This window comes from Methanobrevibacter arboriphilus JCM 13429 = DSM 1125 (assembly GCF_002072215.1).
GTDB classification, from domain to species: Archaea; Methanobacteriota; Methanobacteria; order Methanobacteriales; family Methanobacteriaceae; genus Methanobinarius; species Methanobinarius arboriphilicus.
In genome coordinates this window covers 1-18,638 of sequence record NZ_JXMW01000006.1, presented here as the reverse complement: position 1 = coordinate 18,638, position 18,638 = coordinate 1, and the positions used below count along the sequence as shown (strand labels likewise).

General features: G+C 26.9%; 12 protein-coding genes. All 12 read left to right on the top strand.

The features are described from left to right. Positions 1-149 precede the first annotated feature (149 nt). Positions 150-3,791 carry a chitobiase/beta-hexosaminidase C-terminal domain-containing protein gene (locus MBBAR_RS03945; RefSeq protein ID WP_080459967.1) on the top strand — a complete coding sequence of 1,214 codons (3,642 nt, stop codon included), beginning with the start codon at positions 150-152 and terminating at the stop codon, positions 3,789-3,791. Between the two features lie 341 nt (positions 3,792-4,132). Continuing rightward, positions 4,133-4,507: a hypothetical protein gene (locus tag MBBAR_RS03940; protein ID WP_080459966.1), complete on the top strand. Its 375-nt coding sequence runs from the start codon at positions 4,133-4,135 to the stop codon at positions 4,505-4,507. Positions 4,508-4,859: 352 nt separating this feature from the next. Then, complete coding sequence (locus MBBAR_RS10210; protein ID WP_155930726.1) at positions 4,860-5,024, top strand: hypothetical protein; 165 nt, start codon at positions 4,860-4,862, stop codon at positions 5,022-5,024. Positions 5,025-5,569: 545 nt separating this feature from the next. Beyond that, positions 5,570-6,142, top strand: a complete 573-nt coding sequence (rbr, locus tag MBBAR_RS03935; protein WP_080459965.1) for a rubrerythrin — start codon at positions 5,570-5,572, stop codon at positions 6,140-6,142. A gap of 317 nt (positions 6,143-6,459) precedes the next feature. Next, positions 6,460-6,840: a desulfoferrodoxin gene (locus MBBAR_RS03930; protein WP_080459964.1), complete on the top strand. Its 381-nt coding sequence runs from the start codon at positions 6,460-6,462 to the stop codon at positions 6,838-6,840. A gap of 510 nt (positions 6,841-7,350) precedes the next feature. Then, positions 7,351-8,271, top strand: coding sequence for a DUF2121 family protein (locus MBBAR_RS03925; protein WP_080459963.1), 921 nt, complete (start codon positions 7,351-7,353; stop codon positions 8,269-8,271). A 631-nt stretch (positions 8,272-8,902) separates the two neighbouring features. Further along, entirely contained in the window at positions 8,903-9,751 is an 849-nt protein-coding gene (locus tag MBBAR_RS03920) for an MBL fold metallo-hydrolase (protein ID WP_080459962.1), read from the top strand. A 231-nt stretch (positions 9,752-9,982) separates the two neighbouring features. Beyond that, the gene (gene mtaB, locus MBBAR_RS03915) at positions 9,983-11,368 is read left to right on the top strand and encodes a methanol--corrinoid protein co-methyltransferase MtaB (RefSeq protein WP_080459961.1); all 1,386 of its coding nucleotides are present in this window, start codon (positions 9,983-9,985) and stop codon (positions 11,366-11,368) included. 21 nt (positions 11,369-11,389) lie between these two features. Then, complete coding sequence (gene mtaC / locus MBBAR_RS03910) at positions 11,390-12,214, top strand: methanol--corrinoid protein MtaC (protein ID WP_080459960.1); 825 nt, start codon at positions 11,390-11,392, stop codon at positions 12,212-12,214. Positions 12,215-12,551: 337 nt separating this feature from the next. Next, on the top strand, positions 12,552-14,174 hold the full coding sequence (locus tag MBBAR_RS03905) for a methylamine methyltransferase corrinoid protein reductive activase (protein WP_080459959.1): 1,623 nt from the start codon (positions 12,552-12,554) through the stop codon (positions 14,172-14,174). Between the two features lie 336 nt (positions 14,175-14,510). Beyond that, a complete protein-coding gene (gene mtaA / locus MBBAR_RS03900; RefSeq protein ID WP_080459958.1) occupies positions 14,511-15,569 on the top strand; it encodes a methylcobamide:CoM methyltransferase MtaA in 1,059 nt (352 codons plus the stop codon). A 631-nt stretch (positions 15,570-16,200) separates the two neighbouring features. Continuing rightward, a partial coding sequence (locus tag MBBAR_RS03895) for a beta strand repeat-containing protein (RefSeq protein ID WP_080459957.1) occupies positions 16,201-18,638 on the top strand: 2,438 nt, incomplete at its 3' end.

Genomic DNA, 18,638 nt, shown 5'->3' with positions numbered 1-18,638 from the left:
TTTTATTTATATATTATTACTAGATATGAACATTAGTTCTAATCATATGAATATTGATTGTAAATAGTTTACATTGATATGTATAATTGATTTATATATCAAAAAAATTTCATATCTTTTTAGAATAAGATTATGGGGGGTAAAAAAGATTGATAATACGAAAATTAAAAAAAAATACGTTCACTATGTTACTATTAATAACGATAGTTATTTTTAGTGTTACTATGATTAGTAGTGTTAGTGCAACGGATATAACTAATTCCACTGATGGGGGTATAAAACAGGGAATCATTGATTCAGATGATGGTATTTTACACCTTTCTGATGGAATTTATAGTGGAGAAAACAACACGAACATAACCTTGGATAAAAATATGACGATAATCGGTCATAGTAAAGAAAATACTATAATCGATGGACAAGGAGTAAATAAATTCTTTAATATACCTACAGGTACAGGATATTCATTAACTCTAATAAATTTAACCTTAATAAATGGTTTTAGTGCAAGTAATAATGGAACTATAAGTAATAATGGAGGTACTATTAATATAGAGAATTGTGTGTTTAATAATAACTCTGGATATTCTGTTATATTAAATGGTTATGTTTCTGGTTCACAGAAGAGTTTTCTTACAATAAAGAATTCTAATTTCAATGGTAATCCTGCAACAAATGTTATTTATAACCGTGGATTCAATGCTACTGAAAAAAGTATTGCTAATATAAATAGCTCTAATTTTAACAATAATAATAGAATTTATAGTGTTTATGGTGAAATTGTAGCTAATTATAATAGATTTATGAATAACGCTATTTCTGCTAGTGCTAGTCAAAATACTCTTAATTTTGATTTTAATTGGTGGGGAAGTAATAATGCTCCAAGTGTAGTTACTACTAATCGTTTTATTGTAAATGTTATTCCAAATGGTAAAGGTAGTTTTAATTACACTATTGTGTTAAATGATTCTAATATTGAGTATAATTCTAGTCTACTTCCTGATTTTAATGGAGTATACTATTATTATGATGGTGGATCAAACACTACTTTCAGTGCTAAAAACAATCAATCACTTTCAACTGATCCTACTCAGAACAATTTTTTCCTAGTTGTTGATAATTACAAATCTCAAAAGATTACTAATAATATGACTGTTAATCCTATTAAAAATGCTAATGTTGGAGAAAACATAACTGTTAGTGGTACTTTAAAGGATGTTAATAATCAAAATGTTGATAATGTTATTGTAACTGTTGTATTTAGTAATGGTACTAGTTATAATATAACTGTTCATGATGGAATTTTCTCTCAAAGTTTCACTGCTACAAGTGCTGGTAATTTTGATGTTTTAGTTACTTACAATGGTAATGATATTACTACAACTGGTAATACTAGCTTTAAAGTTAAAGAATCTACAATTGGGCAGGATAATTCATCAAAACCTCAATTTAATAATGGTGAATCTGATTTTGTTGGACCAGATACTAATAGTACAAAATGGAATGCCACTTTAACTGCTAATGGGAAATTAGCTATTGGTTCAGATGGTACAATCTATTTATTAGATACTAATGGGGCTTTAAGTGCTTACACACCTAATGGTATTTTAAAATGGAAAACAGAAAATATAGCTACAGGTACAAATTCTTATCCTGCGATTGGAAATAATGGGACTATATATATAGCTAGTAATGGAACTTTATTTGCATTTAATAAAAATGGTGTTTTAGTCAATAGGTTTGATTCAGATTCATTAGGTATTGGACAATCTACTTCACCTCAAATTGGCTTTGATGGAACAGTTTATGTAGTATTTAATACAACTTTATATGCAATAAATCCTAATTTTTCTTTGAAATGGAAGTATGATTTTTACCGTCTTGATATTTTAAATGCTACTGGTAATGTTACATCATATTCAATAAGTATTGTTACTAATGGTGTGATTATTGATAGTAATGATATTATTTTTGTAGCTGTTTCAGAAAATCAAGGTGCTTCTAATAAATATATTTATTCTATTCAAGCAATACTTCCTAATGGAACCAAAAAGTTTGAATCTGTTGTTGGTACATCTTCATCAGCTCCTATTCAGGCAATTGCTGAATATATGGATGTTGTTTATGTTGAAATGAGGAACACTTTTCTTATTATTTCTAAAGAAAATGGAACTTTTAAAAGTACTAGTGGAGGATCATTATCTGCTAATCCTATTGCAGTAGGTCCAGGTGGAGTTGTAATTTTTGGAGGCAATCCTATGGTTGCTATACGTCCAGATGGTAGTGAAGTATGGAGTGGTTGGGTTTATGGACTTCAAGCAGTCTATTGTTTTGGTGCTGATGGAGTATTTTACGCAAAAATAGGTGGTGTTTTATTAAGCATACCAGTTGATAATGTTATGAATGGTGATCCCTCACAATTTATGACAAAGTGGAGATTAGCTGTTGATGCTACTGATGTTGCTATTGGTCCTAATGGAACTCTTTATGTTGTTGGTGGAAATAGATTATATGCTTTACAAGATTTAAGTGTTGATTTCAATTATGATACAAACAATAAAGATGTTGATTTTGTTTCTAACATTTCTCATCCTGTTGAAAGTTATTTATGGGACTTTGGAGATGGAAACACTAGTGATCAGGCAAATCCAACTCATACCTATGCAAAATATGGTAACTATACTGTTAAACTTGTTATAAATACATTATCTGGTGAAGTAGGAAACTTTGAAACTGTAATTGAAGTTAATGATAATATTAACCCTATAGCTAATGCAGATAAAGATTCAGGTACTTATTACAAAAATATTCAAGTTGAGTTATATCTGAATGAACCAGGTAAAATCTATTATACTTTAAATGGTTCAACACCAACCAACGAAAGTATTTTGTACAATGGTCTTATAACAATTAGCTCAAACTCTATTCTTAAATTTATTGCAATAGATGAGTCAGGCAATCCATCAGAAGTTTATACTAGAGATTATACAATTGATAAAACTCCAGTTAATGTCACTGCTAATAATAAGGGAGGCAGTTATTACGATAACATCTTAGTAACCTTAAATACATCAAGAGATTGTAAAATTTATTATACTTTGGATGGTTCAACACCAATAAGCACTAGTAATGAATATACAGGACCTATAATAATTAACAAAAGCTTAACTTTAAAATTTATTTCAGTTAATGAAGCAGGAATTTCTTCTAATGTAGTTACTGAAAAATATACATTAGACAAAAGTACTCCAATAGGAAAAGTAAATTATAATTCAGGAACATACAATAAAAATTTGAAAATAGCTTTATCAATGAATAAAAAAGGCACAATATACTACAAATTAAACAATAATGCTTATATTCAATACAAAGGACCGATAACTATTAGTAAATCTTCTACAATAAGTTATTATGTAAAAGATTTAAGTGGAAGAGTATCAAAAACAACTACTTTAAAATACACAATTGATAAAACAAGTCCTAAGATTACTAAAATAACACCTAAAAATGGCTATACAAAAGTTGCAGCTAAAAAACAACAAATTGTCATTAAATTTTCAGAAAAAATAAAAGCAACAACAAGTAAATATTTAAAACATATAAAACTTGTTAATAATAAAAACAAAAAAGTATCAACAAAAGTTACAATCAAAGGAAACAATTTAATAATCAAAACAGCAAAGCTATCATCAAAAATTACATATAAATTGTCTATAATCAAGAATCTGTTTAAAGATTATGCAGGAAATAAATATTCCAAAGGTATAAATTTAAAGTTCAAAACAAGATAAACAAAACAATAGTAATTTATAAGAAAGAGAGAAAGAGAGTATCTCTTTCTATTTTTATTTTTATTAAAATTTTTTATTAAAATTACTCTTTTTTATTTTTTTCTGTTCTTACTATTTTTATTTTTATTTTTTTATAAATTAAATTTTTATTTTTATAAGCATTATTTTTAAACATTATTTTTTATTTTTAATAAAAATCTTTATCATAAAAATTTTTATCTATAATATCTATAATAATTCTATAATAATATTATATAATTATAGAATTTAATAGAAAAATTTGTATAACTATAGAATTGAATAGAAAATATTATTTAGTATAACTCAATAATATTCTAATCATGACAATTAATGATAAAAATTATGATAAAATAAAAGACTATGCAGTTAAATATCGTCAAGCTGTAAATGAACTTTTAGAAAATGATGTTGCAAAGCTTAAAGATAAATCAATTAGTCCAGAATTAAATAAATTTTGGGATGAATTTGAAGATAAGTTTAATAATGTAAAATCAGGTAAAAAAGATAATCAAATTTTTAATCTTTATGTAGCATTAAATGATGGTCGATCTGTGGTAATAACTAAAATGGATACTATAGAGCCATGGTTTGTTAAAATAAGTGGTGTTAACTGTGAAAATGGTGAAAATACTTTAGAAATAATTAATTCTAGAAGTAAAGAACCTGAAATAGTTTTAGAATTAATAGATTTATAAATTGATGAAAATTTTTAAAAAATTTTTAATTTTATTGTATTGATTTATTTTTTTATTTTTATTTTTTTAAATTTTTAATTTTACAAATAATGTTTTTACTTTTAATCCTTTATTTTTAATTTTTTAATAATTTTTAATTTTTTACTTTTAATCCTTTATTTTTTATTTTTAATAATTTTTAATTTTTTAATTTTTTCATATTGGTGAAATAAATTTTTAATAGAAAAATTTATAAATAAAGCACGAATATAATATAAATTACTATCGATTATATAATATTATATTTCTTTTAAATATTATAAAAATAGTTAATATAATCTTAATATTACTTAAAAAAAGTAAAGGTGGAAAAATGATAGTAGTTGAAGAAAAATTAGGAAAAAATCATGAACGTTATGTTGAAAAAAATGAAAAAACTGTTGCAAAACATTTAGAATTTAGACAAAAAAATTCTCTCAAAAAAATAAACATTAGAGCTAGTAAAAATATGCAAGCTCTAAAAAAAGAAAATATGTAATATTAGATAGTAAGATAAGTTTTCTTTGAACAATAATAATTTTTTTTTTGAATAATAATGAGTTCTCTTTGAATATTTTTATCAATTATATTAATTTTATCATTTTTTTAATAGCTATTTTTTGCATATTTTTCTATTTTTCTCTATTTTTTCTCTATTTTTTCTTTAATTTGTGGCTGATTATACTTTTTATTCTGTTTGGTTCATCGATTATAATAGATTTTCACATTGAATATTAGTTTAAGTTTATATTTTTTAAATTTATATTTATTATTTATTTCAACATTTATTTTTAGTTTTTAAAAAATTGTATCTTTGAACACAAAAACGTGTTAATAATTAATATATTAATATATTTTATTTTAATATATTTTATTGATATCGAACTAAAAGTAATGTTTAATAAGGTGTTCTAACATATTATTATTTACATAATAAAATTGAATATTTAAAGAATAATCAATCTGAGTATTATAATTGGTTATTAATAATACTCATTGTTTATGTCTTTATTGAGTAAATTACATGAAATCAAAGGTGATATGATGTCAAAAACTCTCGAAAATTTAACAAAAGCATTTATTGGAGAAAGTCAAGCTAGAAATAGGTATACTTTTTTTGCTAAGCAAGCTAAAAAAGATGGTTATGAACAAATATCTGATATATTTCTTCAAACAGCAGAAAATGAAAGAGAACATGCTAAATGGCTTTTTAGATTAATCAATGAAATAAAAGAAGATGATGAAGATATTATTGTTGAAGCTGAAGCCCCTACAATCTTAGGAGATACTGTAGCTAATCTTAAAGCAGCCATTGCTGGCGAACATTATGAAAATAGTGAAATGTATCCAGAGTTTGCAAAAGTAGCTAAAGAAGAAGGTTATGATGATATATCTAAAAGATTAACTGCAATTGGAGAAGCAGAAATACATCATGAAACAAGATATAGAATGCTACTTAAGATTGTTGAAGATGGAACTACTCATAAAAAAGACAAACCAGTTACATGGATGTGTCGTAAATGTGGACGTATACATATTGCTGAAGAGCCTCCTGAAAAATGTCCTGCATGTGATCATCCAGCTAAATACTTTGAAATAATCTGTGATGAATATTAATCATGGGTTTATAGAATTTGATGCTGATGGTTTAATATTATTCATTAGAATAAATTCATTAATATAATTAATATTTAATTATTGAACATTATTCAATTATTAAATGTTTAAATATTATTTTATATATGTTTAAATATTATATATTTTATAATATTTTATATATTAATTGTATTAATAATATTTAATCCATATTTAATTTTAATCCATATTTAATGATTTCAAATATTTGTTAATTCTGTGTATTTGATGATTTTAGATTTAATAAGATTTTAGATATTAATGATTTTAATGTAATATTAATAAAATCAGGTGATAAAATGACAAAACTTAATGAAATATACAGATGTAATGTCTGTGAAAACATAGTTGAAATAGTTAATGAGGGTATTGGTCAACTAGTCTGTTGTGGAGAAGATATGGAACTATTAGAGGAAAGACAACTTGACGTTGGTCCTGAAAAACATATTCCTATAATCGAGAAAGATGGCGATAACATTATTGTAAAAATAGGTGAAGTTCCTCATCCAATGATTGAAGAGCATCATATATGCTTTGTTGAGTTGTTTGTTGGAGATAAAGTTTATCGTAAATTTTTAAATGCAGGAGATAAACCAGAAGCTGTTTTTGAAGTTTGTGCAGACATTGATGACTTAAGAGCACGTGAATATTGTAATGTTCACGGATTATGGCATTCTTAACTTATTAATTTTTTAATTAACTTTTATCAATTTTTTAATTTTTTAATTTTAATAATATTTTTATAATTATTTTTAAATTTAACATAATTTTAATAGTATTTTTAATTATATTGTTTATTATTTTTTATTGGTACTATATTATTGTTTATAATTTTTCTATTTATTTTAAAATTTATTATTTTAAATTTAATTAATACAATAATTAAATAAAATCAATAATAATTAGCTTTATAACAATTATCATTATAACAGTTTATAACAGTTAGATAATCATTATTCATATAATAATTAATCATATAATAATTAGTCCTATAAAAGTAATAATGATAATAAAAAGAAAAAAGTTATAAGCAATATATTAAAAATATTAATATAAAAACAATAAAATGCTAGTTTTTATTACTAAATATTTTCTAATTAAAGATTTTTACAATCGATTATCAATATTTAAAGATGTCAATATTTAAAGATGTCAATGTTTAAAGATATTAATGTTTAAAGGTGTATTTAATGAGTCTAATTATTGCTTATGTTGGGAAAAAAGGATGTGTAATGGCGAGTGATAAAAGAAGAATTGCATATTTTGGAGATAAGGAAAATCGTGAAAAATTAGAGGAAGAAATTTATTCTGGATCTATTAAAAACGATGAAGATTTAAAAAAAAGATCTGATGAATTAAATATTACTTTAAAAATTTCTGATGATGCAAATAAGATCCGTTATATAGAAAATGTTATTGTAGGTGAGGTAAGCTCTAGAACAACTTTTGAAACTAGACGTAAACGTATTTATGGAACTACTTATGGATATCAAATCATTGAAATGTTAGGTTCAGATATAACTCACTCTGAAAAAGGGGAAAATGCAATAATATTGTTTGGAAATAAAATATCTAAGGCTATGGCTAATGACCTAATCAGTAAAAAGTGGAAATCGAGTTTTAGTCTGAAGTATATGGGTGAAATTTTTGAGAGTGTTTTAGAGGAAGTAGCTTCTAAAACTCCTTCTTTAGGTAAAAAATGTGATGTTATGATTGTTCATCCTGAACTTGATAAAAAAAGTTCTCAAGAATATCTAGATGAAACAATTAGAAGAGATGTTCAATTATTAGGTAAATGGAGAGAAAAATTAAAAAGTGATCTTCTTGAACAAAATGAAACAATTCAATTAGCCACTAAGATTATAAATGAAGGGGATATTGGGGTTGTTTCAACTACTGATGGCCCTATTTTACAAGTAACTTTAAATAAAGATGTTCAAGCTTATGACACTAATTGGAAACAGCTTGCAAAACCTGGTGAAATTGTTGTAATGATTTCTAATCCAGGAGATGTTGAAATAGGTGATGAAGTCGTTATTGAGAATGAAATTCTTTGTATTAAAAGGAATAAATCTCATCTAAAATGTGATATAATTCTCTGTGACACTTGATATTATTTTATATTTTTCCATATTGTATTCTTTCATTTTTCATTTTTTTGTATTTTAGCTTTTTATTCTTTTATACTTTTTCATATTCTTTTTTTATTTTTATTTTTAATTGATTTAATAATTCTTGATTAAATTTTAACATTTTCTGACTAATTATTTTTTTATTATATAATTTTTATTCTTTGTTTGCTATTTATTTATTTTTATTATTTTTATTATTATCATTATTATAATTATCATGATATTGTTATTAATCTAAAATAATTATAGTAATATTTATACTTATGAAAGATAAATATTATAATGGATTATGTTTTTATTTTTAATTAACTATAATCTATTCAATTAATAAGATATAATCTATAGTGGTATAATCTAATAAGGATATAATCTATAGTTATATATCTAATAGATATAAGTTAATAGAAATTATAATTAATAGAGATATAATTTACATAAAATAGAGATTTAACTTATAATAAAATAGAGATATAATTTAATAAAGATATAATCTAAAATACGAGTATAAATCTAAAATACGAATATAATTTAATAGAATAATTTTTCATGGATTTGGTTTATGTACTTAAGTATATAAGAAAAATTCTTTAATATAAATATTAGGTGAAATATGAAAATAACATTTTTAGGAACTGGTGGAGGTCGTTTTGCAACTATTACTCAGAAAAGAATGACTGGAGGTTTCAGAATCGATAATATTAATGGTAAAAATATTCATGTTGATCCTGGTCCTGGAGCATTAGTTAGGTCATTCCAATTTGGACTATCCCCAGCTACTTTAGATGGAATTTTTATATCACATGCACACACCGACCATTATACTGATGCTGAAGTCCTTATTGAAGCAATGACTAGGGGTATGACCAAAAAAAAGGGAATTATAATGGGAAGTCGTAGTGTTTTTGAAGGATATAAACAATGGGGTCCTTCAATATCTAATTATCACACTGGAAAGTCAGAAAAATTAGTTTTGAGTCCTAATAAATCGAAAAACTTTTGGAATTTAAAGGTAAAAGGAACTAAAACGATTCATGGAGATCCAACATGTATTGGATTTCAGATTAAGTCAGAGGACTTCAATATATCTTATACATCAGATACTAAATATTTTGAAAAACTTCATAAATATCATAAAGATGCAGATATTTTAATAGCTAGTGTTATCAGACCAGGTAATCAATCTATTAAAGGACATATGTGTACAAGAAATTTTAAAGATTTAATAAATGAGGTTAATCCAAAATTAGCTATAATGACTCATTTTGGTTTTAAAATGTTAAATGAAAACCCTGAAAAAGAAGCTGAATTTTTAACAAGCGAAACTGGCATTCAAACTTTAGCTGCATTTGATGGTTTAGTCTTAAATTTTGAAAAAAACAATTTAAAAAACTTTAAAATAGAAAAAGCTAAAGATACTTGTAAAACAGATAATAATGATATATCTTTAGATTTCTTTTAATCTTTTCATTTTTTTAATTTTTATTCTTTTATTTTAATTTTTTCATTTCTTTTTTGATTTTTAATTGTTTCATATTTTCTTGTTTTTTATTTTTTTTATTTTTTGAATTATGATTTAAGCTATATTGTATGTTTAATATAATCTAAATCCTAATATACATAAAAATCAAATTTTAAATAATAGTAAAGACAAATATATAATTATTTGTTCATAAGATTAGGAGGAATTTATATGAAAAGATTTACTCAGATGGAATATAAAGATCCTGATGAAATGTTGTTTGGTCATGCGAAATTTCCAGTAAAAATTCGAGAAAATATGGAAATAGGTGATGGATATGTCATTCCTGAGATAAATGTGGCTCCTGGTGAGGGTACTGAAGAATCTAAAGAAAAAATGGTTTCTGAATCTAGGAATATTGCTCATAGTGCTTCTGAAAGAGCAGTTAATATTGGTTTACCTGCATTTATTTTAGAACAAGAACACATATCTCAGCAAACTAATAATCCTGATTGGACTGCCGAGTGTACAAAAGTTCAAATAGAAATGCTTGAAAAATACTATGATGAATATGGTATTAAGACAGCATTAAGAGCAACACCTGCAGATATTAGGGATGAAGAGAAAGATTCTGGTTTTTGGGATTCTGACCTTTTTAATAAGGTTATTGAATCTATTGAAGCTTGTGCTTCTAATGGTGCTTCAATTGTTTCTATAGAAACAACTGGTGGTAAATCAGTATCTGATTATGGTATTGCAAGAGGTGATCCTAAGGCTATTCTATTTGGAATTGGTGTTCTTGGTAGTATGGACATGGAATATATGTGGAATAAAATTGTTCTAATATGTAAAAAATATGATTGTATTCCTGGTGGAGATACAGATTGTTCTCAAGCTAATACTGCAATGTTTCTTGCAGGAGGATTGTTAGATAAAGATTGTTCTCATACACTAGCAGCTCTTGCAAGAGCTATGGGGGCTGCAAGAAGTTTAGTAGCTGTTGAATGTGGGGCAATGGGTCCATTGAAAGATTGTGGTTATGAAAATCCTATTGTTAAAGCTATTACTGGTGTTCCAATTTCTGCTGAAGGTAAAAATGCAGTCTGTGCTCATTCTGATTTAATGGGTAATTTAATGGCTGCTGTTACTGATGTATGGAGTAATGAATCAGTTTATCATAGGGAAGAAATGGGTGGTACAACTCCTGAAGTTTGGTTACAAGCAACAGGTTATGAAGCGGCATTAATGAATACTGCTATTGAAACTGATAATGGAAAAATTTTAAGAGATCTTTATACTCTTACAGATAAATATAGGGATCCTCAGGCATTAGTTCTTGCTTATGATAATGCTTATCGTATTGGTCAAGCTATAGTGGAATATGGGGATGATCCTTATCTTAGAGCTAGGGCTGCTGCTCTTGAAGCTGGTGCAATTATCAATGAAGCAGTTGATGCTAAGAAAATGTATTTAACTAGATTTGAAAGAGATTCTTTAGATAGTGCTCTTAAAACACTTGAAAAATTACCTACTGAGTCAGATAAATTTATCAAAGATTGTATTAGAAGGTATTCAAGGAAAATAGCTGATTTTGATCCTAAAAATTATGAGTTATAATGGAGCTAAGGAGGTTATAATATGAGTTATGAAGATTTAGAAAATAGAATTAATCAAAGGAATGTTTTTCTAAGATACAATGTGGAGTTAGAAGGACCTGCAATAAAACCTGAAGAAGATGAGGATGTTGTAGATATTCTTCCAAATGATGAACCTTTCAAATCAATTGCTTTAACTATTCTTCATGAAAATAGGGATGATGCAATTAATATTGTTAAAAAATCATTGGATGAAGGAGTATCTCCTATTGATATTATTAATGAGGGATTGATGAAAGGTATGGATGCTGTTAGTGTTCTTTATACTAAAGGAATTTATTTCTTGCCAGATCTTATGCTAGCTGGTGATGCAATGATGGAAAGTGTAAAAGAATGTGAGGCTGTTTTAGGACATAAAAGTGAAACTAAAGCTACTGTCGTTTCTTTTGTAGCTGAAGGAGATCCTCATGATATTGGTAAAAATCTCATATTGATGTTTTTAAGAGCTGGAGGCTATGAAGCTATTGATTTGGGTAGAGATGTTCCTGCAGCTGATATTGTAGAGGCTGTAAAAGAGTATAATCCAATTTTCATTACTGGAACTGCTCTTATGACTACTACTATGACAGCATTTCCTAAAGTTGTTGAAGCTCTTCAAAAAGCTGGTTTAGAAGTTCCAGCTATTGGATGTGGTGGTGGAGCAGTTAGAAAAGATTTTGTCGAGTCTTTCCCTATGAGTGTTTATGGTGTTGAAGCATATCACACTCCTAAATTGGCTGATGCTATTTTAAAGGATAAAAAAGATTGGAAAGATCTTAGAAAAGAATATGTGGATATTGTTGATGAATTTGTTCCTGAGTACTCTTAAATAGAGTACTACTATTATTTTTAAATTTTTTAATTATTAAAATCTTTTAGTTATTATTTTAGTTATTATTTTAGCTGTTAAATTAACTATTAATTAGTCACTGATCTAACTATTGAATTAGTTATTAAGTTATAAATTAATTTAAATTTTAATTTAAATTTTAATTTAACTATTAATTTAATTATTAATTTAATTAGTATTTTAGCTATTAATTTAAATATTACTTTAGCTAGTGCTTTAAATATTAATTTAACTACTAAATTTGACTTTTAATTTTTTATAAATCTACCTAGCTATTTTTCTAAGCTTGGTTTTGAAGTAGGACAAGTGATTTAAAATGAATGATAGATATGCTATTGCTATAGACATTGGTACAAGTGGTATTAGGGCCCAAACATTAGATATAGGCTCTTTAAAAGTAATTTCCACTGCAATCACTCTTAGGCATCCTTTACCTGGTGCTAATGTTGTTGATCACCTTCATTTTGCTTTAAAGGTAGGAATAGAAACTGCTCATAATCTTCTTATTGAAGCTATAAATAAGGTAATAGCTGGTTTAAATATTGATACTCAGAATATTGAAAGAGTAGCTGTTTGTGGTAATCCAATACAACTTTCTTTATTTAATAATATTGAAATTAGGGATTTGGCTTATTGGGGGGAAAATGCCCTTGAAAGATTAGATGTTAAAATTCCTTCAAGAAATTCTACTATAACTTCTCCAAAGGAAATTGGGTTAATTATATCTGATACTGCATCTATCTTCATACCTCCAGCCATAAGGCATGAAATTGGCGCTGATGCTCTTGCAATGCTTTTTAAAACAGAAGTTTTAGATAAAGAAGGAATTTATTTAGTTTCTGATTTTGGGACTAATGCTGAAATAGCTTTGGTGATTGATGGTGAAGTTTTTGCTTGTTCTGCTGCTGCAGGACCTGCTATCGAGGGACAGATGATAAATAAAGGTCGACTTGCATCTCCAGGGGCTATCTGTGATTTAGAAGATATTGATTATAATTGGAAAAGTATTATTTTAGACAATGATCTTTTGACTAGTGATGGTGATGTTATTGATCCTTCTAATGGAAAAATATCGTTAAAATCTACTAATGATATTAAAGCTACGGGTATTACAGGAACTGGTGTTATAGCTGCTTTTAGTTTAGGTATTTCTAATGATTTAATTGTAGATTCTAAAATAAAAACTAAAGATCATAAAATTCATTTACAAGATGATATTTATTTAAATGAAGATGATATTATTAATATTGGTAAAGCATTAGGTGCATTTAGAGCAGCTCATTTAACTTTAGCTGAGAAAGCAGATATACTTTTAGAAGATATTGATGCTGTTTATATGGCTGGGGCTTCTGGATTTTATGTAGACCCATTAAAATCTTTAAATATAGGTCAGATACCTCCATCTTCTAGAGAAATTTTTCAAGTTGGAAACACTTCTCTTGATTTAGCTAAAGATATTGCTTTAAATCCTTCTCTTCTCGATGATTTACAAGAAATTGCAGATAAAATGCGTAGTAATCATATAATGCTTGCAACATCTAAAACTTTTGAGAAAATTTATTCTTTAGAACTTTCATTTTATGAAGAAGGTATGCCTTTTTGGATGTATAACCAATGGCTTGAAAAATATGGATTTCAAAGCATTCCTTCAAAAGAGCCTAACCCTATTGTTCATAAGATTTTTGAAAGAGATATTCCAGAATTAGGGGTTAATGGTCTGAATGTTATTAAAATTGGTTTAACTTTAGAAGCTCAGTTTGATGGATGTACAAGTTGCTTAACTTGTATTAAGAATTGTCCTGAAGATGCAATATCTTTAACTGGTGATGGTAAAATTTTATTGAGAACAGATAAATGTGCAGGTTTAGGATGTCAAAAATGTGTTTTAGGATGTCCTGAAAAAGTTTTTGATTATGGTAAATTTTTAAATATTTCTTGATATTTTAAATATTTATTAAAAATCTTTTTGTATTATTTTATTGATAGTATAAAGTGTTTTTGTTTGTAGTATAATTATTTGTAGTATAGATTATAATATTGATTTTAATAATAACTTGTAATAATAACTTGTAATATTTAATTGTAATATTGTAATATTTTATTATATTATTAACATAGTTAGCAATATAATTGTATAAATTATTAATATAATTAACAATAAAATATTATAATAATTATTATAATTTATTTAAAAATAATTTATTATAATAACCATAATCTATTATAATAATTATATTAAAAATTAGAATATTATCAAGGATTCAAGGTGAACTTCATGAATTTAAAAGAAAATCTTTTATCAGTGCTTTCAGGAGAAAATGTTGATGTTGCACCAGTTATTAGTGTTACACAATTGGGAATTGTAGAATCTATGGAAAAAACAGGAGCCATATGGCCTGAAGCCCATAAAGACTCTGAAAAAATGGCTAAACTTGGGAGTTCTCTTTATGAACTTGCTGGACTTGAATGTGCAAGAATACCTTTTTGTCTTACTGTTGAAGCTGAAGCTATGGGTGCACAAGTAGATTTAGGTGGAAAAGATAAACCTCCTCAAGTTTTAAATACACCATTTTCTAATGCAGATGATATAGATATTCCAGATAACTTTTTAGATAATGGAAGGATTCCAACTGTATTAAAAGCTGTTGAAATTTTAAAAGAAAAATATGATGATCTTCCAATTGTTGTTGGAATTACTGGGCCTTTTACATTAACAGGACATTTACTAGGTGTTGAAAATCTTGTTAGATATTTAAAAACTGATATTGATGAGGTTGAAGATGCAATTGAAAATTCTCTTGATGCTTGTATGGACTATGCAGAGGCTCTTTCTGATGTAGAAGTAGATGTTGTATGTGTAGCTGAACCAACTGCTTCTCCAGAGCTTATTGATCCTTTACAATTTAAATCTATTGTTAAACCAAGGTTAGAAGATCTTGCAGGTTTTATAAATGAGAAAAAGGTTTTACATATTTGTGGATCTACTCAAGAAATAATTCATGATATGGCTTCTATTGGTTATGATGGAATCAGTGTTGAAGAAAAAGTTAATATTGTTAAAGCAAAAGAGGATATTGAATGTGGTATATCTTCTTTAAAATCTGGTGGAAAATGTTTACCTAATAATATTAATACTCCTTCAAAGATTATTGGAAACATTTCTACAAGTCAAACATTGTTTACAGGTTCAATCGAGGATGTTAAAACAGAAGTTAAAAAAGCTTTAGATGATGGAATAGATATTTTAGCACCTAGCTGTGGATTAGCTCCATTATCTCCAATAGCTAATATTAAAGCAATGGTTGAAGCAAGAAATGAATATTATGGTTTATAACCTATTAATATTTTAGTTTTAATTCAAATTCAATTATATTTTTTTTCTAATTTTTATCAATTCTTTATTTATTGTAATTCTTTATTTATTATTATAATTCTTTAGTTATTTTATTAATTCTCTACTTTTTTGATTTTTGGGCTTTGTAGAAATCCTTATTTTTTACACTTGAAATTTTTACTTTTGTGAAATTAAGTTGTTAAAATAATTCTTTAATTTCAAAATAAAAGATTTTTAATCATAATCTTTTTTTATAATTATATTGATATTAAAAGGATTTCTACAAAGCCTATTTTTTTATTTTTATATTTCTTATTTTTATTTTATTTTTTTTTTAATTATTTTTAATATTCCTTTAATTTTAATTTAAAGCTGGGGGGGGGGATAGCTATTGTTTTTTTCTTTTTGCTGTGTTTATTCGTTCATATGGGTTCTTATTGTTTTGTTTATTATTTTTTAGTTTTTAATTTTTTTATTCTTTTAATGACGTTTGGGTTGTTTTTTGTTTTTGGGTAGGAAGTTTTTTATAGTAGTTTTTTTATATTATATTATTGTAGCGTAGTGAGTGTTCTCATTGTGCTATGTATTTTTTATATTACTGATTGATTGGATCAGGAGGTGAAAAAAGAAAATGTTTGCAATAAATAGATTTTTTAAGCCAATTATTTTTGTTGTGTGTGTTTTATTTATTTTTTTAGCTTTATCTAGTGTTAGTGCAGCTAATCATGATTTTACTACAGTTAATACTACTGAACAGTTTCAAAGTGTTATTAATACTGATAATGATAATGATTTGGTGATTAGTTTTGATGATGGTGATTATTTTGATTGGGGTCAGCTTAATATTAGTCGTAATGCTACTATTGTTGGTAAGAATCGTGGTGGTGCTAAATTCACATCATCTAGTGGTACTTTGTTTAATATTAATGCTACTAATGTAAAGATTATTAATTTAACTATTAGTGGTTATACTACAGCTATAAAATCTAATTGTAGTGATTTGACTGTTAGTGATAATAATATTACTACTTCTGGTGTTAGTATTAATTTAAGTAGTAGTGGTAGTGCTAATCCTATAACAGGTGTTGTTATTAAGGATAATATTATTAAATCCAGTATATCTACTAATTTTCATGGTGCTGTTTCTTTATTCGGTAAGTCTGCTGATAGGACTGTTTTTGATGTTTTATTTAGTGGTAATAATATAACTGGTGGTTATTCTGGTGTATACTTAGGTGATGGTAGTTATGATAGTCCTGTTTCGTCTGGTAATTTGGTTTTTGAAAACAACAACATCACAGGAACATCAGACTATGGTGTTTATCTGGATGCATCCAGTAGCAACAACACCAATATAACCTTCGCCAACAACAACATCACAGGAACATCCAACTCTGGTGTTGCTCTGGGTGCAGTCAGCAGCAACAACGCCAATATATTCTTCGTCAATAACAACATCACAGGAACATCACGTGGTGTTTCTCTGGGTGCAGACAGCAGCAACAACACTAATATATCCTTCGTCAATAACAACATCACAGGAAGACCCGGCCTTGCTGTTGCTCTGTATGCATCCAGTAGCAACAACACTAATATATCCTTCGTCAATAACAACATCACAGGAACATCCAGCCCTGGTGTTTCTCTGTCTGCATCCAGTAGCAACAACATCAATATATCCTTCGTCAATAACAACATCACAGGAACATCCGCCCCTGGTGTTGCTCTGTATGCATCCAGTAGCAACAACACTAATATATCCTTCGTCAATAACAACATCACAGGAACATCCAGCCTTGGTGTTTATCTGGAGGCATACAGCAGCAACAACATCAATATAACCTTTGCCAATAACAACATCACAGGAACATCCGGCCCTAGTGTTGCTCTGTATGCATACAGCAGCAACAACATCAATATAACCTTCGCCAACAACAATATTACTGGTGTTAGTCATTGTGTTTATGTTTATTTGTATAATGGTAATATTAAGGGTGTTAATTTCTTGAATAATACTATTAATGCTACTAATGGTGATGGTTTTTATTTCTATACTGGTGGTGGTGTTACTAATGTGACTGATTTTATTATTCGTGGTAATACTATTTTTGCTACTAATGCTGGTTTGAATTTTACTGGTTTAAGTGTTGGTTCATTGGTTAATGTTACTGTTGAGTATAATCGTATATTGGCAAGTTTTGGTGTTAATGTTACTGGTCATAATGATAATAGTAGTTTTGATCGTAATTGGTGGGGTCTTAATAATATAACTGGTAAAATTTTGGGCATTGATACTCTTAATCATTTTATTTTGAATATTACTAATACTTCTAGTTTGGATGGTGTTCATTTTGGTGATAATGTTAGTTTTATGTTTTTAGTTTTGAATACTACGCTTAGTAATGATGGTGTTGAATTTTTACCTGATTTTGTTGTTAATGGAACCTTCAATGGCGATGATTTTAATAGTAGTCGTGTTGATGGTTTTGTTTATAATGCAACAGCTACAGCTGGTGTTCAAACTTTAGCTGCTACTTTAGATAGTCAGAATGTGATTCTAAGTTTTAATACTAATTCTAGTATTAATGTTCCAGATAGTGTAAGTATTGGTGCGAATGTTACTATTTCTGGTGAGCTTGAGGGTTATGTTGGTAATGGCTCTGATTCTTTGACTGTTAGTGTTGATGGTAATGTTTATAATAATGTTACTATTAATTCTACTGGTGGTTGGAGTCTTAATTACACAACTAACTGCACAGGAAACATAACTATTAGTGTTACTTATGTTGGTAATGATAATTATACTGGTTTTACTAATGCAAGTAGTTTTACTGTGATTTTGAATGATACTAATTCTAGTATTGTTGTTAATCCTGAAACTGTGAATATTGGTGATAATGTTACTATTTCTGGTGAGCTTGTTGGTTATGTTGGTAATGGCTCTGACATTTTAAGTGTTATTGTTGATGGTAATGTTTATGATAATATTATTATTAATTCTACTGGTGGTTGGAGTCTTAATTACACAACTAACCGCACAGGAAACATAACTGTTAATGTTACTTATGC